This window comes from Flavobacterium ovatum (assembly GCF_040703125.1).
GTDB classification, from domain to species: domain Bacteria; phylum Bacteroidota; class Bacteroidia; order Flavobacteriales; family Flavobacteriaceae; genus Flavobacterium; species Flavobacterium ovatum.
Genome location: NZ_CP160035.1, coordinates 525,097 through 547,382, shown reverse-complemented (window position 1 = coordinate 547,382; position 22,286 = coordinate 525,097). Strand labels below are relative to the sequence as shown.

19 protein-coding genes are annotated in these 22,286 nt (G+C 33.9%); 7 read left to right on the top strand and 12 right to left on the bottom strand.

Annotated elements, in window-relative coordinates:
• Nucleotides 1-123 precede the first annotated feature (123 nt).
• The gene (locus tag ABZP37_RS02425; RefSeq protein WP_366185318.1) at nt 124-2,532 is read right to left on the bottom strand and encodes an MMPL family transporter; all 2,409 of its coding nucleotides are present in this window, start codon (nt 2,530-2,532) and stop codon (nt 124-126) included.
• Nucleotides 2,533-2,778: 246 nt separating this feature from the next.
• Here ABZP37_RS02425 and ABZP37_RS02420 point away from each other — a divergent pair, with 246 nt between their 5' ends.
• Nucleotides 2,779-3,108 (top strand): multidrug efflux SMR transporter, encoded by a 330-nt coding sequence (locus ABZP37_RS02420; protein ID WP_366185316.1) that lies wholly within the window; start codon nt 2,779-2,781, stop codon nt 3,106-3,108.
• Here ABZP37_RS02420 and ABZP37_RS02415 read toward each other — a convergent pair.
• The 8 genes from ABZP37_RS02415 to ABZP37_RS02380 form a co-directional block, all read right to left on the bottom strand.
• A complete protein-coding gene (locus ABZP37_RS02415; RefSeq protein ID WP_366185314.1) occupies nt 3,105-5,603 on the bottom strand; it encodes a DUF5686 family protein in 2,499 nt (832 codons plus the stop codon). The two genes, ABZP37_RS02420 and ABZP37_RS02415, sit on opposite strands and share 4 nt — an antisense overlap.
• A 109-nt stretch (nt 5,604-5,712) precedes the next feature.
• On the bottom strand, nt 5,713-6,276 hold the full coding sequence (gene frr, locus ABZP37_RS02410) for a ribosome recycling factor (protein ID WP_366185312.1): 564 nt from the start codon (nt 6,274-6,276) through the stop codon (nt 5,713-5,715).
• A gap of 83 nt (nt 6,277-6,359) precedes the next feature.
• Nucleotides 6,360-7,067: a UMP kinase gene (pyrH, locus tag ABZP37_RS02405; protein ID WP_366185310.1), complete on the bottom strand. Its 708-nt coding sequence runs from the start codon at nt 7,065-7,067 to the stop codon at nt 6,360-6,362.
• Nucleotides 7,068-7,135: 68 nt separating this feature from the next.
• Nucleotides 7,136-7,915, bottom strand: coding sequence for a patatin-like phospholipase family protein (locus ABZP37_RS02400; protein WP_366185308.1), 780 nt, complete (start codon nt 7,913-7,915; stop codon nt 7,136-7,138).
• A gap of 556 nt (nt 7,916-8,471) precedes the next feature.
• Nucleotides 8,472-9,170, bottom strand: a complete 699-nt coding sequence (gene truB, locus ABZP37_RS02395; protein ID WP_366185306.1) for a tRNA pseudouridine(55) synthase TruB — start codon at nt 9,168-9,170, stop codon at nt 8,472-8,474.
• A complete protein-coding gene (locus tag ABZP37_RS02390; protein ID WP_366185304.1) occupies nt 9,170-9,955 on the bottom strand; it encodes an undecaprenyl-diphosphate phosphatase in 786 nt (261 codons plus the stop codon). Before ABZP37_RS02390 ends, truB begins: the two co-directional genes overlap by 1 nt.
• Before the next feature lie 43 nt (nt 9,956-9,998).
• Nucleotides 9,999-10,229, bottom strand: coding sequence for a DUF3098 domain-containing protein (locus tag ABZP37_RS02385; RefSeq protein WP_366185303.1), 231 nt, complete (start codon nt 10,227-10,229; stop codon nt 9,999-10,001).
• 89 nt (nt 10,230-10,318) lie between these two features.
• Nucleotides 10,319-11,194: a permease-like cell division protein FtsX gene (locus ABZP37_RS02380; RefSeq protein ID WP_366185301.1), complete on the bottom strand. Its 876-nt coding sequence runs from the start codon at nt 11,192-11,194 to the stop codon at nt 10,319-10,321.
• Nucleotides 11,195-11,354: 160 nt separating this feature from the next.
• Between ABZP37_RS02380 and leuS the strand changes: the two genes are divergently transcribed.
• Both leuS and ABZP37_RS02370 read left to right on the top strand, forming a co-directional pair.
• Nucleotides 11,355-14,603, top strand: coding sequence for a leucine--tRNA ligase (leuS, locus tag ABZP37_RS02375; protein ID WP_366185299.1), 3,249 nt, complete (start codon nt 11,355-11,357; stop codon nt 14,601-14,603).
• Nucleotides 14,604-14,796: 193 nt separating this feature from the next.
• On the top strand, nt 14,797-15,486 hold the full coding sequence (locus ABZP37_RS02370) for a zinc metallopeptidase (RefSeq protein WP_366185297.1): 690 nt from the start codon (nt 14,797-14,799) through the stop codon (nt 15,484-15,486).
• A gap of 168 nt (nt 15,487-15,654) precedes the next feature.
• Here ABZP37_RS02370 and ABZP37_RS02365 read toward each other — a convergent pair whose 3' ends face one another.
• Together ABZP37_RS02365 and ABZP37_RS02360 are read right to left on the bottom strand one after the other, a co-directional pair.
• Nucleotides 15,655-16,404 carry a uroporphyrinogen-III synthase gene (locus tag ABZP37_RS02365; RefSeq protein WP_366185295.1) on the bottom strand — a complete coding sequence of 250 codons (750 nt, stop codon included), beginning with the start codon at nt 16,402-16,404 and terminating at the stop codon, nt 15,655-15,657.
• A 13-nt stretch (nt 16,405-16,417) separates the two neighbouring features.
• A complete protein-coding gene (locus ABZP37_RS02360) occupies nt 16,418-17,089 on the bottom strand; it encodes a DUF4271 domain-containing protein (protein WP_366185293.1) in 672 nt (223 codons plus the stop codon).
• A 104-nt stretch (nt 17,090-17,193) separates the two neighbouring features.
• Between ABZP37_RS02360 and ABZP37_RS02355 the strand changes: the two genes are divergently transcribed.
• Genes ABZP37_RS02355 through ABZP37_RS02345 form a run of 3 tightly spaced genes read left to right on the top strand, consistent with a single transcriptional unit; the run spans nt 17,194 to nt 19,749 of the window.
• Nucleotides 17,194-17,919 (top strand): polyprenol monophosphomannose synthase, encoded by a 726-nt coding sequence (locus ABZP37_RS02355; protein ID WP_366185291.1) that lies wholly within the window; start codon nt 17,194-17,196, stop codon nt 17,917-17,919.
• Nucleotides 17,920-17,930: 11 nt separating this feature from the next.
• Entirely contained in the window at nt 17,931-19,277 is a 1,347-nt protein-coding gene (locus ABZP37_RS02350; RefSeq protein ID WP_366185290.1) for a dihydroorotase, read from the top strand.
• Nucleotides 19,278-19,281: 4 nt separating this feature from the next.
• A complete protein-coding gene (locus tag ABZP37_RS02345; RefSeq protein WP_366185289.1) occupies nt 19,282-19,749 on the top strand; it encodes a DUF4296 domain-containing protein in 468 nt (155 codons plus the stop codon).
• Here ABZP37_RS02345 and ABZP37_RS02340 read toward each other — a convergent pair.
• Nucleotides 19,746-20,744: an NAD-dependent epimerase/dehydratase family protein gene (locus ABZP37_RS02340; RefSeq protein ID WP_366185287.1), complete on the bottom strand. Its 999-nt coding sequence runs from the start codon at nt 20,742-20,744 to the stop codon at nt 19,746-19,748. The genes ABZP37_RS02345 and ABZP37_RS02340 overlap by 4 nt on opposite strands.
• A 246-nt stretch (nt 20,745-20,990) precedes the next feature.
• On the opposite strand from ABZP37_RS02340, the gene tyrS reads away from it, so the two are divergent.
• Nucleotides 20,991-22,283 carry a tyrosine--tRNA ligase gene (gene tyrS, locus ABZP37_RS02335; protein ID WP_366185285.1) on the top strand — a complete coding sequence of 431 codons (1,293 nt, stop codon included), beginning with the start codon at nt 20,991-20,993 and terminating at the stop codon, nt 22,281-22,283.
• The last annotated feature ends 3 nt before the right edge of the window (nt 22,284-22,286 follow it).

Genomic DNA, 22,286 nt, shown 5'->3' with positions numbered 1-22,286 from the left:
TTATATTTCTTTATATGTTTAGTAAAAAAAAGCAATATTAATTGATAAACTTGTATTGAATAACAAGGTGTAAATCCTCAAATATTTGACTTCAAGTTAGCTAAATGAGAAGGGGTTTTGAAATTATTTTTCAATAAGCTCTAATTCTTCTACCTTACTTAATACATCAATCGTTGGCTCTTTAAATTCTTGTTTGTTTGCAAGTGTCTTGTTAAGTGTTAAAACCAAACAAGGTAATAGCATCAAGTTAGACAGCATACCAAAAAGTAACGTCATTGCAATCAGTCCTCCAAGGGCAACGGTTCCTCCAAAATCAGATAGAAGGAAAACAGAAAATCCAGCAAATAAAACTACTGAGGTATAGAACATACTCACACCTGCTTCTTTGATGGTGGCTATTACTGATTTTTTTATTTTCCAATTGTGGTTTGTGAGTTCTTGTCGGTATTGTGCCAAAAAGTGAATCGTATCATCAACAGAAAGTCCAAAAGCAATGCTGAAAACCAAAATAGTTGAAGGTTTAAGTGGTATTCCAAAATACCCCATTAATCCAGCGGTTATCGTCAGGGGTAATAGGTTAGGGATTACTGAAACAACGACCATTTTGAATGAACGAAACATGAAAAGCATTAATACGCAAATCAAGAAAACGGCAAAAAGTAAGGAGGTGACTAAATTGTCTAAAAGGTATTTTGTTCCTTTTTCAAATACTAAAGCCTTTCCTGTCATGACTACGTTGTAGCGGTCTTTTGGGAAAATTTTATTGATTTTGACTAATAATTCACTTTCTATTTTAGCCATATTCCCCGTGCCAATATCTTTCATGAAGGTTGTGATTCTAGCTGTTTGCCCTGTGCTATCCACATAGCTTTTCATGATGTTTTCTTTTGAGTTTTTGGTAGCGTTTTTAGCGTAGCTCAAAATAAAACTTTGTTCTTGTGAAGTAGGTAATTCATAATAGTTAGGATTACCATTGTAATAAGCTTGTTTTGAGTATTTAACCAAATTTAAAATGGAAATTGGTTTCGATAATTCTGGAATAGAGTCTATCGTCTCTTGTAATTCGTCCATTTTACGGAGCGTAGAAGATCTCATTACCCCTTTTTTTCTTTTAGTATCAATAGTTATTTCTAGAGGCATAACTCCGTTGAATTCTTTTTCAAAGAAAAGAATATCTTTAAAAAAAGGAGTGTTTTGAGGCATATCTTCAATTAAGCTGCCTGAAGTTTTGATCTTTAGTGCTCCAAATGTGCTCACAATAAATAAAACAATGGCAACTGCATACACATAACGGCGATTGTATTTTACCATCTTCTCAATCCACTGCATAAATATTTTAGTGTAATTTCGACGCAAATGCTCTAAGTGTTTGTCTTTTGGAACGGGTTGATAACTGTAGTAAATAGGAATGGTGATCAAACATAAAAAGAACAGTGCCATAATACTCAAAGAGGAGATGATACCAAATTCTTTCAGCAATTGGCTATTGGTAATGATAAAAGTAGCAAAACCTGCAGCCGTAGTCAAATTAGTCATTAAAGTAGCAGTTCCTACTTTAGTAATCACTCTTTGTAGTGCTTTGGCTTTATTTCCATGCGCCACATATTCTTGTTGGTATTTATTAGTTAAGAAAATACAATTAGGTATTCCAATGACAATAACCAGAGTAGGTACCAATGCTGTAAGTACTGTGATTTGGTAATTGAATAAACCTAAAAGTCCAAAAGTCCACATAACCCCTACAACCACAATCAAAACAGCAATCAAAGTAGCACGGAACGAACGGAAAAAGAAAAAGAAAATTAATGAGGTAATCAATAAGGAAGCGCCAATAAACAAACTGATTTCATTAAGAATACTCAATGCATTTAGCGTTCGGATATAAGGCATTCCGGAAACATGTAAGTCAATTCCGGTTTCTTTCTCGAAAGCTTCAATTTTTGGAATAAAATCATTGACAATATATTCTTTACGAAGTGCAGTATTGACAATCTTCTTGTCCATATAAATGGCAGAGCGCAAACTTCCGTTTTGTTTATTGAAAAGGAGTCCTTCGTAAAAAGGCATGTTTTGAAATAAATCTTTTTTAATGGAATTTAAATACTCTTGTGATCCTGTTTTGTTTACATTCACGAAAGGAACCATCTCAAAAGTTTGAAGCGAGTCATTTTTTTTGAGTTGTTTTAAATCATTGATAGAAACAACTAACTCAATTTCTTTCTGCGCTTTTATTTCGGTCATCAATTTATTCCAAGCGGCAAATGCTTTTGGGGTAAAAAACGCATCGTCTTTAACTCCTACAACAATCAAATTGCCTTCCTCTCCAAATTTTTCTAAAAAGGCATTGTATTCTTTATTGATGTTATTATTGTCAGGAAGTAAGTTGGCTTCTGTAAATGAAAACTGAATATTTTTCCATTGTAATGCCAGTGAAACAGTTATTAAAAGAATAAGTCCCAGGATGGCAAGTCTGTTTTTAAGTACAATTCGGGCGATAAACTCCCAAAATCCTACTTTAAATATTTTCTTCATACGTTTTTAAAATGGATGCAAAGGTAGTGAAAACCAAAGTAAAAGAGTAATTTATTTGTAGATTTTAATGATTTCCACCCTTTTAAAAGGACTTTTTATAGCACATAAAAGTTAATGGAGAGCATGTAAAAGATATTGTAAAATTTAGCATCTTTGTGCCTGTTTTGAAAGAGAATCTTAGAAAGTTTTAAATGTAAATAATGATGGGTTGAGGAATACCATCTATAGTATTTTTATAGAATAAAGATGAGTTGGATTTTATTAATAATAGGTGGTTTGTTTGAAGTAGCGTTTGCTTCTTGTTTAGGCAAAGCCAAAGAGACGTCAGGTATAGAATCGACTTATTGGCTTCTTGGTTTTTTAGTGTCATTGACCATTAGTATGGTTTTATTGTATAAAGCCACACAAGTGTTGCCAATTGGAACAGCCTATGCCGTTTGGACAGGAATTGGAGCTGTAGGCACTGTGCTTGTTGGGGTTTTTGTTTTTAAAGAACCCGCGACTTTCTGGAGGTTGTTTTTTATAACCACTCTAATTGTGTCGATTATAGGGTTGAAATTTGTTTCTAGTCATTAGAGACCTAGATTGAGTACAAAGCTTAGTTTGATAGCGATATTGTCTTCAAATTTCGACAATTGATTTGGACCGTAACGGTAAAAAGCGGTTAGTCCTAATCCGTTTAGAATTTGGTTTAGTTCTACGCCAGATTCAAAATAACCATCATTTAAGGTTTTGTAATTCAAACCCACATGTTGTTCCGGTTTGTCCAGATTTCCCCAAGCCATTCTTGAAACTAATACAAATGATGGTTTTATTTTTGAAAATAATTTTACTCGATTAAAGCTATGTTTGAATTGGAAATAAACAAATTCACTAGAGAAAAATTCATTGAAGTACATAGTTTCAAAACTGTTTTTTCCCGCAAAAGTGATCCTTTGAATAATAGTTTCTTTGGTGATATTATTTGGTGATGTATTGTATAAATGCGTTAGTGGGACATCGCCAAGAGCGTATCCACCTTGAAAAAGCAAATTGGTTTTTTGACCGTTTAAGTGTTTTTTTTCATACTCTGTTTTAAAGTCAATCTTAGTGAACTCAAAGTCGTTTTCAAATACTTTGGGTAAACTTTGTGTCAATTGAAAAGTAAATTTCGGGAAACGTTTTTCTACTTCAATTTTCCCTGTTGGAGTTTGCATATAATTACTAAAAGGGTTCCACTGTAGGGAAACCTTAGTTGTAGTCATTTGGTAATAGGTATAAAGAGTATTGTTTAGGTTGTAAGCGTAATTAAATTTGGGCAACACTTCAGAATGCGAAAGCTCCCAGATACTTTCCGTTTTAGGAATGATAGCTGTTTCAAGATACGTTCTCCAGCTTACATAATTGTAAAAAGTACTGATGTTGATAGGTCGTGGATCGTATAACTTGAACGGAATTTTGTCAATGGAGAAAGTCGTACTAGCAATCTCTCGCACATCATCAGTGTAGGAGGCGCCTATCCAAGAATTAGAGAATTTGCCAATACGGACTGCACTGCCTAAATGGTATTTAAAAATTCCGTCTTTTGTTCCGTAAGCTGTGTAACCATCGATTTTGAATTTTTTTGAAAAACGTTCATTAGTTACTCCTCCAAAACCCAACCTGAAACCTTCGTAATTGTTGTATCGAAAGAGCTTACGCAAATCCATATCGAAGAAATTTAATGGCAAATACCCATTAATTACTTTTCGCCCAAAACGGATTTTACTTTCATAACGTTTTTTTAAAAATAAACTATCTAAAGCCAAATAGGTTTTCTGTTCACGAATATCTAAAGGATCTTTGCGGTATTTATTCCAAAAATCTACGGGTTTATTTAAGGCACTATCTTTTATCTCAATACTAACAAATGATTTCTTTATTTGAACCGGACCATTGTATTGAATGTCAAAGTTATTGGTTTGAGAAAGTAAATACACATAATCAGATGGTTGTTTATTCCTTGTCTCAAAATTGTCTTCTATGTCACCATCAAACTGGATCGTTCCGCCTAATATTTTTATATCATCATCATTTTTTCCTTTGACTATTTTAAAAGTTTTAGCATACGGAAACCAAATTTTTTCCTCTGGGATATATTCAAATTCATGAATGCCACTAATGTCCAATACACCTTTAATTCGCATAACAGCTTTTGCAATAGCATAACTATTTTGGTCAATATAAAGGACTCCTTCTAAACCTGAAGCTTTGCTCCTTTTTTTATTTTTAAAATGAATCATGTAAGCCGTTCGTCCTTTTAGAGTAACGGTGTCCAAAAGGTTGTAGGTGTAGTCTTTTATCGCATCAGTGGATAAAGGGCTTTTATATTTAGTTTCAAAAAGTTCATATTTGTCATCATAAACAGAAAAAGATTGTAGGTTAAAGCCAATAATCTCGTATATGGGCTGCTTCAAGCCAGCCATTTTAGTGCCCAAAATAGTTTCTTTTAAAGTTTTATCTTCAAATTGATACTGAGAAACTTTTTCGGTCAGGAATAGATGATGTTTGTTAATAGATTCTTTGAATTTGTAATTGGTGGAATCAATTTTACTAAATAATAACCGTCTTTTTTTCTGAATAAAAACAGAGTCTAGTTTTCCTGTAATCGAATCAGGATGTGCGCTAACTAGTAATTTGTTGTATGCTTTGAATTCAAAACTATTGAGTTTTTCTTTAGGATTGTTTTCCTTTTTTAATGCAATTGTTTTTAGGATGATAGATAGAGCTTGATTGTGGTGTTCAATGTTTACTTTTTCCAAAACTGTTGTATTGGTAAAAAGATAGATTGGATAAAAAGCAACATTGGTTGAAATCACATTTATCGACTTAGAGTAACCTACATAGGAAGTTTCAAAAAAGGTATTATTTGGGTTAACCTTTAAGGAGAACTTACCGTCAACGTCTGTAATTGTTTGATGGTCTTTGCCTAATGAAATAGTAGCAAATGGAAGCGATTTGTTTGTTTCGAAATCCTTTACAATCCCATTTATTTGGAATTGTGCTTGAATAGTAAGCGATATTAGTAAAAGAAATACACAAAAATACTTCATGGAGTCAGTTTCTTATCAAACGAGTGGATTGCCTTTTTGTTATGGTAAAAACAGGAATAAAAAAATCCGTTTACTAAGCAAACGGATTTAATACAGTAGTTAACTACAGTTATACTTTCATGATTTCAGCTTCTTTAACAGCAAATAGGTCGTCAATTTTTTTGATATAATTGTTAGTCAAGTTTTGTACTTCGTCTTCAGCACTTTTGCAAACATCTTCCGATGTACCGTCTTTTTCTAATTTTTTAATATCAGTATTAGCGTCTTTACGAGAGTTTCTAATTCCAATTTTAGCATCCTCTGCTTCTGATTTAGCTTGTTTGGCTAAATCACGTCTTCTATCTTCTGTTAATGGTGGAACACTGATGATGATTAAGTCACCATTGTTCATTGGGTTGAATCCTAGATTAGCAATCATAATTGCTTTTTCAATAGGGTGTAACATGTTTTTTTCAAATGGTTGTAATGTGATTGTTCTAGCGTCAGGAGTACTAATTTTAGCAACTTGAGCTAGTGGTGTTGATGAACCATAGTAGTCAACAAATACACTTCCTATCATTGCAGGTGATGCTTTACCTGCGCGAATATTTACAAATTCTTTTTCTAAATGCGCAATAGAACCTTCCATTGATTCCTTAGCGCTGTCCAATATAAAATTGATTTCTTCAGTCATCTTTTTAAATTTTATGTTTTAATATCAGTATTCGGTTTTTTAATCTCCATTTCTTATGGGGACTTATAACTACATACTGTGAACTATATATTTACTACTGTTCCTATGTTGTCTCCGTTGCAAATTTTTTCAAGATTCCCTATTTTATTCATATCAAAAATCACAATAGGTAATTTGTTTTCTTGACTTAGTGTAAAGGCAGTGGTGTCCATTACATTTAGTCCTTTCTTGAGTACATCTTCAAATGAAATAGTGTCAAACTTAACCGCCGATGCATTTTTTTCAGGATCACAATCATAAACTCCGTCTACACGTGTTCCTTTCAGAATCACATCTGCATTAATTTCAACTCCTCTTAATACAGCAGCTGTGTCAGTTGTGAAATAAGGGTTTCCTGTTCCTGCGCCAAAGATTACAATTCGGCCTTTTTCAAGGTGACGTACCGCTCTTCTTTTGATATAAGGTTCTGCAATGGCTTCAATTTTTAAAGCGGTTTGCAATCTAGTTAACATTCCTTTGTCTTCAAGAGCACCTTGCAAAGCCATTCCGTTTATTATAGTAGCAAGCATTCCCATATAGTCACCTTGTACTCTGTCCATTCCTGCACTTGCGCCAGCAACTCCTCTAAAGATATTTCCGCCTCCAATAACGATAGCAATTTCTACCCCTTTGTTGTGAATTTTTTTGATTTCTTCCGCATATTCCGCTAATCTTACCGGGTCAATTCCGTATTGCTTATCTCCCATTAAAGCTTCGCCACTTAACTTTAGAAGAATTCTTTTATATTTCATGAGTTTGTTGAGTTGTTTGGTGCAAATATAGTCATATTCTTTTTTTTTGAAATAGCGAGACCTAAATTTTACAAATTAAGTTCTGAAAATGAATTTTTAGCAGCTTCATATCCTATGTTGAATATCGTTTCCATTTTAGCTTTATTTGTTTCAAAAGTACTGTAGATGCTTAGTTCTTCGGGCTTTATAATCCAATCGCAAACTGTAAATTTTTGAGTGTCTGAATTGGCCGAAAAGATATCGAAAGCCCTTGTGGTTACTGCTCTGATGGAGTTTAAGTCTGCCGCTTTTATTTTTTGTATAGGGCTAACATAGATTCCAATAATGGTTTCGCATTGACCATATAAAACATCAGAGGGAAAATGATTTAAGATGCCTCCGTCACTGTACGTTTCTCCATTGATTTCATATGGCGAGATAATGCCTGGAAAAGCAGAGGAAGCAATAAGTGCATCCACAATCTTTGTTTTTTCATCAAATATAGTTAATCTACCACGCACCATATTAGTCGCGGTAACTTGCACAGGAATATTTAAATCGCCCAACGTAGCGTCTTTAAAGATAGAATGAAAATTATCTCGAAATGATTCGGAATCAATTAATCCTGCTTTTTTAAAAGTTAAGTGTCTCCAATGAAAAATATAAATGGACTGGAAAAATTCCAAAATTTCTCCTGGAGTTTTTCCAATGGCATATAGTGCAGCTACAATCGAGCCTGCACTAGTTCCAGCAAGTCTGTCTGGATAAATATTTTTTTCGTTCAAAAATTTAATTGCTCCTGCATGCGCAATCCCTTTGGCACCACCTCCAGAAAGTACAAGGCCAATTGTCTTTTTTACTATACTCATATATTACTATTGATTTTATAAAAATACAATTTTTGATTATTTGACAGGTTTTTTTCGGGTTTATATATTGAAATTTTATAAATATAATGGAAATCAGGTCTGAATTGTAAAGATAGTTTTTGTGTTGAGTGTGTTTGTTGATTTACGGCGATGATTTTTAGACTTAAACTTTTTTTTAAAGAATGAATTTTTAAAAAAAAACCTGATATAGGAACAGTTTCAAAAGGGTATTGAATATTTCGAGTATTGAAATTTTTAAAATATTTTTTTTAATTTAAAATATTTTTGTATCTTAGTGATTGCCAACCATATCTATTATTTTTCTTATTTGCTTTTTTATGTGTGTTTAGTCATTGTTTAACAATTTTAAAACTAACATCATGAAAAAATTCTTCGAAAAACTGTATGATTTATTTTCTCGCTTTCTATTTGGAAATGAAAATATCTCCCATTATTAATCTATTGAGGTATTCAGTAGATAAAAAAAATGGAATTTTAAATGAGAGTAGAAGCACATTTTGAATTCAAATATGAATTTATTATGTGTTTTGTACGCTTATAATTTGTCAATGATGTTTTGCTCAAATAAAGTAATATTTGTTGCGTTGATAACATCATAGTCGCCTATTTTGGTTCTTCTTAAAGCCGTAAGATGAGAGCCAGACCGCATAGCTTTGCCAAAATCATAAGCAAGTGAGCGGATGTAGGTTCCTTTGCTACAGACTACTCTAAAATCGATTTCTGGTAGTGCAATTCGCGTAATCTCAAATTCGTGAATAGTAGTCTTTCTGGAAGCAATTTCTATTGTTTCCCCAGCCCTTGCATGCTCGTACAATCGAACACCGTCTTTTTTTATGGCCGAAAAAATAGGTGGTTTTTGGTCTATTTCACCCAAAAATTGCTTTACAGTTTTGTGTATTAAAGCTTCGTTAATATGCGATATAGGGTATTCTTGGTCTATTTCTGTTTCTAGATCATAGGATGGAGTAGTAGCTCCAATATAAAAAGTTCCTGTGTATTCTTTAGCTTGGCCTTGAATTTCAGAAATTATTTTGGTAAATTTTCCTGTACAAACAATCAGTAGTCCAGTCGCTAATGGGTCTAACGTTCCAGCATGTCCTATTTTGAACTTTTTAGGAAGTCCTATGTTGTTGATTAGAGCATATTTTAATTTATTCACTGCTTGAAAGGAACTCCATTTCAGGGGTTTATCAACGAGAATGATTTGTCCGTTTAAGTAGTCTTCTGCCGTCATTAGATTATGGTCAATGGATGGATGAAATAATGGATAATCAATAAAGAAATTCCAACAATGATTCGGTAGTAACCAAAAATTCTAAATCCTTTTTTGCTTAGGAAATCAATAAAACTTTTAATGGCAAGTAGCGCAACTATAAAAGCAATTATATTTCCTATAATTAACAAGTTAATTTGGTCGTGGGTTAATACAAAGCCATCTTTGTAATAGTCGTAACATTTTTTGGCTGTAGCTCCAAACATGGTTGGAACAGCAAGGAAAAATGAAAATTCTGCTGCTGAGGTTCTAGATAATTTTTGCGACATTCCACCTACAATACTAGCTCCTGAGCGTGAAACACCAGGGACCATTGCAAGGCATTGGAATAATCCAATTTTTAAGGCTTTCAAATAAGTTATCTCAGTTTCATCAGAGTTGTTGAACCAATCATCGACTTTTAATAAAATAATACCTCCTATCAAAAGCGAAATGGCAACGGTAACGGGACTTTCTAATAAAGCATCAATCTTGTCACTTAACAATAATCCTAAAACAACTGCAGGGATAAAGGCTACTAATAATTTATAATAAAAATCAAAAGATTGAAAAAAACGTTTGAAATATAAGATGACAACGGAAAGAATGGCACCTAGTTGAATGACTATCGTGAAAAGCTTTGTGAAATTATCTTGCGCAATCCCATAAAAGGAGGAAGCGATAATCATATGCCCTGTTGACGAAACAGGTAAAAATTCTGTGATTCCTTCAATAATAGCAAGGACAATGGCTTGTAATGTATTCATTTTTGTTTTTTGAAAGTAAAGACTAGTAATTAGTTACGGAAGACTATTTGCTAGATTTAAGAATAGAATAAATAGTGATTCCAAAGCCAATTAGAACAGTTGTAGGAGCTAGTCGAATTCTTCTGAAGTTGAAAATGTCTTCGTTAAATACATTTGGATCTTCACTGCCGCCACCTGACATTAGTATAAAACCTAATGCAATTACTGCGATTCCTGCCAAAAGAATTTTATAATTTACTTTATCGAATAAAAATTCTTGTGTGTTGTTTTTCATTTTTATGTTTTTTTAATTCTAAAATACCTGGCCAATCGGCACTTTTAAGCTCGATCCAGAATCTCAAATATTAATTCAAAAATCCTTAATTAATATAAATCGTCTGTTCTTAAATTTAGGAATCGTTGCGTAGCAAAATGAGTGCTTATCCAAGTGATTAAAACGCCAATTCCAAATATCCCTAGGAAAACGCCGCCAATTAGTACTTTGTTTTCAAGTATTTCAAGATCGGGAAAGTTAGTCTCAACATAGATTAATAAGGTTGCTAATGCAATGATTGCCAAACTTGCACCAACCATTCCTAGTTTTACACTAAGCATGACAAAGGGCTTGCGAATAAAAGATTTAGTAGCGCCCACCATTTGCATAGTTTTAATAATAAAACGGTTCGAATAAATGGACAAACGTAAAGAGCTATTTATTAACAAAACAGCAATAAAAGTCAAAAAGCAACTGATGATTAATATCCACATACTCACTTTTTTGATATTGTCATTAACTAGGTTTACTAATTGTTTGTCATAGACAATGTCAGAGATGAGTTCGTTTTTACGCAATTGACTCTCGATTTGTGCAATGCTATCTTTTTCTACATAATTGGCTTTCAAATGAATGTCATACGAATTTTGCAACGGATTTTCTCCTAAAAAAGTCAGGAAGTCTTCGCCAATAATATCAGTATGTTGCTTAGCGGCTTGCTCTTTGGTTACATAAACCGAAGATTTAGCATATAATGCTTTTTTTAATTCGGAACCGAAAGATTTTAATTCAGCATCCGTGGCTTCCTTTTTAAAAAAAACGGTCATAGCAATTTTCTCTTTAAAATCATCAGCTAATTTTTTCGAATTAATGATGAAAAGGCCTAGCGTCCCTAGAAGGAACAAGACCAAGAATATACTTAGAACAACTGAGAAATAAGACGAAAGTAATCTGCGTTTTTGAAACTTTTCAAATGAAGAACTCATAGTGTATTTTAATTATGCCGTAAAAATAATAAAGTATTTCTTTATTTGAAGTTAATAACGTTCAAAGTTTTGACTTTCGTACAATAAACGTAAATTTGTGCCTTTATAATTTAGCAAAACTTAGAAACTTAACGTCTTTGTACCTAAGAACCTCACTCTGATGAAATACAATCCAAACGAAATTGAAGCCAAATGGCAAAAATACTGGGCAGATAATAAAACATTTGCTGCATCTAATTCCTCCGACAAGCCTAAACATTATGTTTTAGATATGTTTCCTTATCCTTCAGGAGCGGGTTTGCACGTAGGACATCCGTTAGGATATATTGCTTCAGATGTGTATTCCCGTTACAAACGTCATCAAGGATTTAATGTTTTGCATCCCATGGGTTATGACAGTTTTGGGTTGCCAGCAGAGCAATATGCAATTCAAACAGGTCAACGTCCAGAAGATACCACCCGTGTGAATATTGACGGAGGCTTTGATAAAGAAGGAAATCAAATCGCTGGTTATAGAAAACAACTAGATAATATTGGGTTTTCATTTGATTGGGATAGAGAAGTGCGAACTTCAAATCCGGATTATTACAAACATACCCAATGGATTTTCATCCAGCTATTCAATTCTTGGTACAATAAAAACACAGACAAGGCAGAAGATATTTCTACCTTGATAGCAATTATTTCTACAGAAGGAAACGCTAATGTAAATGCGGTTTGTGATGACAATATCGATGCTTTTACTGCTATAGAGTGGAATGCTTTCGCAAAAGAGCAGCAGGAGGAAATCCTACTGCAATATAGAATGACGTACTTAGCGGAAACAGAAGTCAACTGGTGTCCAGGTTTAGGAACGGTTTTGGCTAATGACGAAATCATCAACGGTGTTTCAGAACGTGGTGGATATCCTGTAGTACGTAAAAAAATGACTCAATGGAGCATGCGTATATCTGCTTATGCAGAGCGTTTGTTGCAAGGTTTAAATACCATTGATTGGACCGAAAGTATCAAAGAGAGTCAGCGCAACTGGATTGGAAAGAGTGTTGGAGCGATGGTTAGTTTTCCTATCCTATCCTTTCCTGAAGGGGAAGAGAACATGGGGTCTAGAGATCCTTTGGCTAATTCAACTGAAACCGAAAAATCATTATGGTTAAGTTTAAAGTCAAAAGCTTTAGATTATAAATTCAAACAACAGCATTCAATTGCAGGATATACAGTTGATTTTGTATGTCTTTCTAAAAAGCTCGTAATTGAAGTTGATGGTAAGATTCAAGGTGAAAAAGTTGAAGTAGATGCAGATAAAATCAGAGTTTTAAATGAAAATGGTTTTAAAGTAATTCGTTTTAAAAACGAAGAAATTATAAGAAACTTAGCGGGTGTTCTAGACACGATTACAATAGAGTTAGATAATATAGGAGGTTACCCTTCGGGAGCTAGAGGGAATATTTCGGTATTCACCACTCGTCCTGATACTATTTTCGCTGTCACATTTATGACATTAGCACCAGAGCATGAATTAGTAGCTCAAATAACTACAGCAGAACAAAAAGAAGCGGTTGCGGCTTATATCGATAAAACGGCAAAACGTTCCGAAAGAGAACGTATGGCTGATGTAAAAACCATCTCAGGAGTCTTTACAGGTGCCTATGCAGAACATCCATTTACCAAAGAACCAATTCCGGTTTGGATAGGGGATTATGTTTTGGCGGGATACGGAACAGGTGCTGTAATGGCGGTTCCTTGTGGAGATGAAAGAGATTTTGCTTTTGCTAATTTCTTCAAAGGTCAAAACGGAATGCAGGAAATCAAGAATATATTTTCATTGACTTCCCCTCCTTTGGAGGGGTGCCCAAAGGGCGGGGTGGACGAAGCTTATGGAGCCAAAGAAGGTTTTGTTTTAGAGAATTCTAGTTTCTTAAATGGATTAGGGTATAAAGAAGCAACCAAAACAATTATAGCTGAATTAGAAAAGATAAACCAAGGAAAAGGTAAGATCAATTACCGTTTGCGTGATGCTGTTTTTTCTCGCCAAAGATATTGGGGAGAACCATTTCCTGTTTATTATGTAAATGGCTTACCGCAAATGATTGATGTGCAACATTTGCCAATCATTTTGCCAGAAGTAGAAAAATATTTACCAACCGAAGATGGTTTGCCTCCATTAGGAAACGCAGCAGTTTGGGCTTGGGATAGTAAAAAGTTGTCAGTTGTTGGCTCTGAGTTGATCGATAATGTGACTATTTTTCCATTAGAATTGAATACCATGCCAGGTTGGGCAGGTTCTTCTTGGTACTGGATGCGTTATATGGATGCGAATAACGAAACTGAATTTGCAAGCCAAGAAGCTTTGAAATACTGGGAAAGTGTGGATTTATACATTGGTGGTAGCGAACATGCTACAGGTCACTTATTGTATTCTCGTTTTTGGAATAAATTCTTGAAAGACAAAGGCTTTGCACCGACTGAAGAACCATTCAAGAAACTGATTAACCAAGGGATGATTTTAGGGACTAGTGCGTTTGTTTATAGATTGGAAGGAACAAATACGTTTGTTTCAAAAAATAAAATCGAAGGACAAAATGTACAGCCAATTCATGTTGATGTTTCATTTGTAAATGCATCTGATGAATTAGATGTTGAAAGGTTTAAAGCTTGGAGAGAAGATTATAAAAATGCTGATTTTATTTGTGATGAAAACGGCAAATACATTGTAGGCCGCGAGATCGAAAAAATGTCTAAATCCAAGTACAATGTAGTAACGCCAGATGATATTTGCACGGATTACGGAGCGGATACTCTACGCCTTTATGAAATGTTTTTAGGGCCATTGGAGCAAGCAAAACCTTGGAACACGGCAGGTATTTCGGGAGTTTTTGGTTTCTTGAAAAAATTATGGCGTTTGTATTATGAAGAAGATACAATGATAGTGACTGAAGAAGAGCCAAGTAAAGATAATTTGAAAACACTGCACAAAACCATCAAGAAAGTGGCAGATGATATTGAGAGTTTTTCTTTCAATACGTCGGTTTCACAATTTATGATTTGTGTGAACGAATTATCTACTCAAAAATGCCATTCTCGTGCTGTTTTAGAACCATTGGTAATTGTGATTTCGCCTTATGCGCCACATATTGCCGAAGAGTTGTGGTCGTTGTTGGGTCACGAAGGTTCGATTGCTAAGGTTCCGTTTCCTGTTTTTGAAGAGAAGCACTTAGTAGAGTCTGAAAAAGAATATCCAGTTTCTTTCAACGGAAAAATGCGTTTCACAATGACATTGCCGTTAGATTTAACCAAAGATCAAATACAGGAAATTGTAATGAACGATGAGCGTACTCAAAAACAATTAGACGGTAGAACACCAAACAAAGTGATTATTGTTCCAGGAAAAATCATCAATTTGGTTGGGTAGTGATGCGCCGTAGAGAAGCGCTGCAGTGCGTCTCTACGGATTGATAAAAATAAAAAAAATCCAAATTTCAACAATCGTTGGGGTTTGGATTTTTTTATTTAGAAATTTTTAACGGATGCCAAATTGACATTTTATTAATTTGGTTCAGAATTTGCTGTTTAATTTTAAAACATAAAAACTAAAACTAAAAAATATGGGAAGTGGATATTTAATACTTGCGGGTTTGATTATGCTTTTCAGCTGGTTAGTGAGTTCAAGGTTGAAAAGTAAATTTGAGCATTACTCTAAATTACATTTGCAAAACAACATGAGCGGAGCTGAAATAGCTCAAAAAATGCTAGCCGATAATGGAATTTATGATGTAAAAGTAATTTCTACACCGGGACAATTAACGGATCATTACAATCCAGTAGATAAAACGGTGAATTTAAGTGAATCGGTCTACAATCAAAGGAATGCAGCAGCAGCAGCCGTAGCAGCACATGAATGTGGTCATGCTGTACAGCACGCTGTGGGTTATCAATGGTTAACGATGCGTTCTAAGTTGGTGCCTTTCGTTAATGTAGCATCAACTTATATGCAGTGGGTTTTACTAGGAGGGATTTTGTTATTGAATACGTTTCCGCAACTTTTACTGATTGGGATTGTTTTGTTTTCGGTTACCACTATTTTCTCAGTTGTGACCTTGCCGGTAGAATATGATGCTAGTAATAGAGCGTTAGCGTGGCTAAAAAACAAAAACATGCTTAATCAAGCTGAATATGCCGGGGCTGAAGATTCTTTGAAATGGGCAGCCCGTACGTATGTGGTTGCTGCTTTGGGCTCTATTGGTACTTTGTTGTATTATTTGTCTATATATATGGGTGGGAGCAGAAGGAATTAGTAAAAAAATCCGTTTTGAAACGGATTTTTTTACTAATGTTGTTAATATATACTAAAAGGAATAGGGTTAAAGGGGAGGTTGATTTTTGTTTTAGTTCTCGAAAAGTCAGAGCATAAAAAAACCGCAATCACTTGCGGTTTCTATAGTATAGCAATTTAGTCTGCTAAATTATTTTGCTTTATTCACTTCAACAATGTATTTTTCTAACGCCATTGTCATGGAAGGTGTGTTTGGTGTTGGAGCAAGAATATCAACTCTTAGTCCGCGATCTAGTGCTTCTTTTTGTGTTGTACTTCCAAAAACAGCAATTCTTGTGTTGTTTTGTTGAAAATCAGGAAAGTTTTTGAATAATGATTTGATTCCAGTAGGGCTGAAAAAAGCCAAAACATCATAATAAACGTCTGCTAAATCAGATAGATCACTCATTACAGTCTTGTAAAACGTAGCTTGAGTCCAATCAACTTTTAAATTGTTTAAAGTATTTGGTGCGTCAGCATTCAATTGATCAGAGGCTGGTAATAAGAATTTTTCGTCTTTGTATTTTTTAATAAGTGGAGATAAATCAGCAAAATCTTTTGCACCTACATAAATTTTACGTTTTCTGTAAACTACATATTTTTGTAAATAGAAAGCAACAGCTTCTGACTGACAGAAATATTTTAAGGATTCAGGAATTTTAAAGCGCATTTCTTCTGCAACTCTAAAAAAATGATCAACAGCATTTCGGCTTGTTAAAATAATTGCGGTAAAATTATTAAGATCAATTTTTTGTAGTCGAATCTCTTTTGCGTTAACTCCTTCTATGTGGATAAAAGGTCTGAAGTCAATTTTTATTTTATGCTTTTGTTGCAATTCAAAGTAAGGAGAATTCTCAACTTTAGGCTCAGGTTGTGACACCAAAATAGTTTTCACTTTCATATTTTTTCAGTTTCTAAGCGCTACCTTTTGTATATAAATAATACATAAAAAAATAGGGGGCTATTTCGAGAGTGCAAAGATATAAAATAAAATAAAACAACTTGCCGAATATTAGATTTTGATAATTTTTTATTGACATCAAATAAGTTAGTATATTGATAATCAGTATTATTGCTATAATAGTTTGTGGGATAATTATTGATATTCCTTCTTGGTAGAATAAAATAATGTTAAAAGGTAGTATCAATAGCCCGATATATGTTCTATATGTAACTTTTTGAAGGTTGAATTGTTCTACAAATTCTTCTATATTGAATGCTGTCGCTATTATTTTTTCGATTAAATACTTTGATAAAATAAAGAAAGTAACGAAAGTAAAAATTTGGACATACAAGATATAGTCCGTTTTAGAAGCTAGTCCAAAAAAGCTTAAGCTAAGTTGGATGAAAAAAGAAAAGGATATAGCTTGGACAATAAATAACGATAAAGTAAAGCCGCTATTTAAATGGCTTGCATCTCGATATACTTTAGAGTATTTGTCAGAAAAAATTAAATTGATGAAGTCCCCAAATCTGTTTTCATTAGTTGATTTGGTTATAGCTATAAGTATTAATGACAATACAAATAAAATTGTTGCCCAATCCTTGCTTTCAATTATTCTTGGTTGTAGTATATGTTCTGTCATAGTGGAGCAAAATTAGTGATTTTTTGATTGAAACTTTTTATTATAGATTTATTATCATTCAAATGCTATAAAAAGTTTACTTTTGCGGTGAAATTATTTGAAATATGAGCGACAGTATTGTTATAATTCCTACCTATAACGAAATTGAAAACATCGAGAGTATTATTCGTGCTGTGTTATCACAGCATAAGAGTTTTCATGTTCTAATTATAGATGATAATTCACCGGATCATACTGCTGATAAAGTTATAGTGTTACAGTCAGAATTTGAAGATCGTCTTTTTTTAGAGAAAAGAGCGAAAAAATCGGGTTTAGGTACTGCTTATGTTCATGGTTTTAAATGGGCTCTTGCTAGGAAATATGAATTTATTTTTGAGATGGATGCCGATTTTTCACATAATCCAAATGATTTAGAAAAACTCTATAATGCGTGTCATTTTGGAGATGCTGATTTAGCTATTGGTTCTCGGTATGTGACTGGGGTAAATGTGGTCAACTGGCCTTTAAATAGGGTGTTGATGTCTTATTTTGCATCAGTTTATGTGCGTATGATTACAGGAATGAAAATACATGATGCAACTGCGGGTTTTGTTTGTTACAAACGGCAGGTGTTAGAAACAATAAAATTGGATAAAATAAAATTTGTGGGCTACGCTTTTCAAATTGAAATGAAGTATAGGACTTTTTGTCGAAAATTTCAAATCACGGAAGTGCCTATTATTTTTACCGATAGAACAAAGGGACAGTCTAAAATGAGTAATTCTATCATTGTAGAAGCTGTCTTTGGAGTGATATCATTAAGATTGAAAAAATTATTTAATACATTATAAGGATAAATACAATGAATAAGGTTTTAATTAAGAATGCCAAAATAGTAAATGAAGGGGTGATTTTTGAAGGCGATGTTTTAATTGAAAATGACTTAATTGTTGAAATTTCAGAAAGCATTAGTGCTAAGTCATCAGATTATGTAATTGTGGATGCAGAGGGGAATTATCTAATGCCAGGTGCTATTGATGATCAAGTTCATTTTAGAGAACCTGGGTTAACTCATAAAGGAGATATTGAATCAGAGTCAAAAGCGGCTGTTGCAGGTGGAATCACATCGTTTATTGAGCAACCTAACACGGTGCCAAATGCAGTTACGCAGGAGGTTTTAGAAGAGAAATACCAACTTGCAGCCCAAAAATCGTATGCGAATTATTCGTTTATGATGGGTGCAACAAATGATAACTTAGAGGAGGTTTTAAAAACAAACCCTAAGAATGTGGCAGGGATCAAAATATTTTTAGGTTCTTCAACTGGAAATATGTTAGTAGATAACGAGGCTACTCTAGAAAAAATATTTTCGAGTACGCCTTTGTTGATTGCTGTTCACTGTGAAGATGAGGCTACTATTAAAGAAAATACGGCAAAGTATATTGCTGAATACGGTGATGAGGTTCCTGTGACAGCACACCATTTGATTCGCTCAGTTGAAGCGTGTTATATCTCGTCTTCTAAAGCTATAGCTTTGGCTAAAAAAACGGGTGCTCGTTTGCATGTCTTTCATCTTTCTACTGCCAAAGAAATGGATTTGTTTACCAATAAAATCCCATTGGAAGAAAAAAAGATTACTGCTGAGGTTTGTGTGCATCATTTGTGGTTTACTAATGATGATTATGCAACTAAAGGCAATATGATTAAATGGAATCCAGCTGTAAAAACTGCCGCTGACAGAGATGCCTTGTGGAAAGCATTACTTGATGACCGCATTGATGTCATTGCAACGGATCATGCACCTCATACATTGGAAGAAAAAAAACAACCGTATTTGAAAGCACCTTCAGGTGGGCCTTTAGTGCAACATGCTGTTGTTGCAATGTTTGAAGCCTTTCATCAAGGTAAAATTAGCGTTGAGAAAATTGTTCAAAAAATGTGTCATAATCCTGCTAAGATTTTTCAAATTGAGAAACGTGGATTTATAAAAGTAGGTTATTATGCAGATTTAGTGATTGTTAATGCAGGATTACCTTGGAGTGTTAAGAAGGAAAATATTTTAGCTAAATGTGGTTGGTCTCCTTTCGAGGGCTATACATTCAAATCAAGAATTACGCATACTTTTGTAAATGGACAATTAGTTTATACTGCATTTAAAGTAAAAAACATTAAAGCAGGAAAACGCTTGTTGTTTGATAGAAACTTCTAGTAGGATGAAAAAAATAGCTGTCATTATTTTGTTTATTTTTTCCGTAGGTTGCAAAAAAGAACGTGTGGAGAGGCCAGACCATCTTATTGATAAGTCGGATATGGTAAATATTATGTATGATTTGGCTCTTTTAAATGTAATCAAGTATCAATATCCTGTTCAGGTTGAAGACTATGAAAAAAATGACTTAGCCTATGTTTATAAAAAATATAAAATAGATAGTGCTCAGTTTGTTCAAAGTAATAGGTATTATGCTGCTGACTATAAAGGGTATAAAAAAATGTACGATGAGATTGCATTAAAAGTTGAAGATAATAAAATACTGTTTGACTCTCTGACTAAATTAGACGAAAAGAAGTTGCTAAAGAAAAAGAAGTCTATTGTTAAGAAAGACTCTTTGAGTAAGGAAAAAAGGTTACAACAAAGATTAGAAAAAGGTGCGAAAGAGGAGACTCAAGGAGTGCTAGACTAAAGTTTTTGTAATTGAGTTAACTCAATAATATACTGATGAATATCTAAAAAGCGGGTTTGTAAATCCGCTTTTATTTTTTTGTTTGAAAAATATTTTTCACTATAGGAAGCTTTTGCAATGTCTTTTGTCAAGCTTCTTTTTTTAAGGAATAAAATAGATGAAATTTTATCTATTCTCCAAGCTATTTCTAGTTGCCAAGCTTTTGCTAAAATCGTAGGTCTTTTTACTTTCAATGCATCACACATACTATTAATAATATCCTGATAACAGAAGTTGTCAGCAATCAAGATGTAGCGTTGGTTGCTTATGTCGCTTTTCATGAGTTGGGTTGCTGTTATAGCTACATCGCTAACAGCTACAAATCCTGTAATGCCTTTAGTGTAAAAACGAAGCCCTTTGGCTACCTTATTCAGTAATAATCCGCTGCCTTGCTTGTTAAATCCTGGGCCTAGAATGACACCTGGATTGATGATTACAGTTTGAAGCCCTTCTTGTTGGCCTCGCCAAATTTCCATTTCAGCACCATATTTCGAAATAGCGTAATCCGAATGATGTTTTTCTGGATTCCACTCTATTTCTTCAGTTACAATGCTCTCATGTTCTGCTAAGTCACCCAAAGCAGCAACAGAACTTAGATGGCATAATTTTTTGACATTTTTAGCTAAACAAAAATTCACAATATTAGCAGTGCCTTCTATGTTTGTTTTTCTGAGAAGATTTTCGTCTTTGGGGTCAAATGATATTAAGCCTGCAGAATGATAGACAAAATCAATCCCAATAAATGCTTTTTCAAGTGACGGAATGTCATTGATGTTTCCTTGAGTCCATTCAATTTCTTGGAAAAGGTTTCCTTTTTGGTATAAATCAAAAAGGAATTTTGTTTTTTCGATGCTTTTTTGGTTGCGATATAAAGCACGAACCTTTTCGCCGTTTTCTGTCAAATGAAGTAATATATGTGCGCCAACTAAACCTGTTCCTCCTGTAATTAATACCATAATCACAAATGTAAGGAAATCAAATTTCAAAAGACAAGAATCAAGAATCAAAAGTCAATGTCAATAGCTATTGAAAACATAATGAAATCTTAAATAAAAATATTATTTTCAAACTTTGAAACTAGTCTTTGATCTTTGGTTTTTGAAATTATCATTTGTCTTTTGTCTTTTGTCTTTTGACATTGACATTTGACATTTGACATTTGACTTTTGAATTGTTATCTTTGCACAAATTGATTAAAAAAGATGAAGAATTTTATTGAAGAAGTAACTTGGAGAGGAATGCTCCACGATGTTATGCCAGGTACTGAAGAACATTTGATGGAACAAATGCGTGTGGCGTATGTGGGAATTGACCCAACTGCGGATTCATTACATATTGGGCATTTGGTTGGAGTGATGTTGTTGAAGCATTTTCAAATAGCAGGACACAAACCTTTGGCTTTAGTAGGTGGGGCAACTGGAATGATTGGTGATCCATCAGGAAAATCTAACGAAAGAAATTTGCTGGACGAACCTACTTTACGTCACAATCAGGAAGCGATAAAAGGGCAATTGTCTCGTTTCTTAGATTTTACTTCGGATACTGAAAATGCTGCGGAACTTGTAAATAATTACGACTGGATGAAGGATTTTTCTTTTTTGGAATTCATTCGCGATGTAGGTAAGCATATTACAGTTAATTATATGATGGCAAAAGACTCTGTAAAGAAACGTTTGTCTTCTGAAGCGGCTGAGGGAATGTCTTTTACTGAGTTTACTTACCAGTTGGTTCAAGGGTATGATTTTTTGCATTTATATAGAGAAAAGGCCTGTACGTTACAAATGGGAGGAAGTGATCAATGGGGGAATATTACCACTGGAACTGAGCTTGTACGTAGAATAGCAAGCGGTAAAGCGTATGCCTTAACTTGTCCGTTAATTACTAAAGCTGATGGAACTAAGTTTGGGAAATCCGAAGGTGGAAACATCTGGTTGGATGCCGCAAGAACATCTCCTTATAAATTTTATCAATATTGGTTGAATACCTCTGATGTTGATGCAGAAAAATACATCAAGATTTTTACTTTTTTATCGAAAGAAGACATAGAATCGTTGACAATAGAGCATAGAGAAGCACCGCATTTGCGTTTGTTACAAAAACGTTTGGCAGAAGAAATTACCGTTATGGTACATTCTGCAGCCGATTTGGAAAATGCGATTAAAGCATCTGGAATTCTTTTTGGAAACTCTAATGCCGATGATTTGAAGCAATTGGACGCAGCTACTTTTTTAGAAGTTTTTGACGGTGTTCCTCAAGCTGAAATAGCAAAGAGTGATCTAGAGAACGGAATTGAAATTATAGCTGTTTTGAATGATAAAACAGGTTTTTTTAAATCGAATGGAGAGGCTAGAAGAGCTTTGACAGCTAATTCTATTTCTGTAAATAGAGAAAAAGTGAAAGAAGATTTTATGCTTACGTCTGAGGATTTAATCAACGATCAATTTGTGTTATTACAAAGCGGAAAGAAGAATTATTTTGTAGTGAGAGTAGTTTAATCG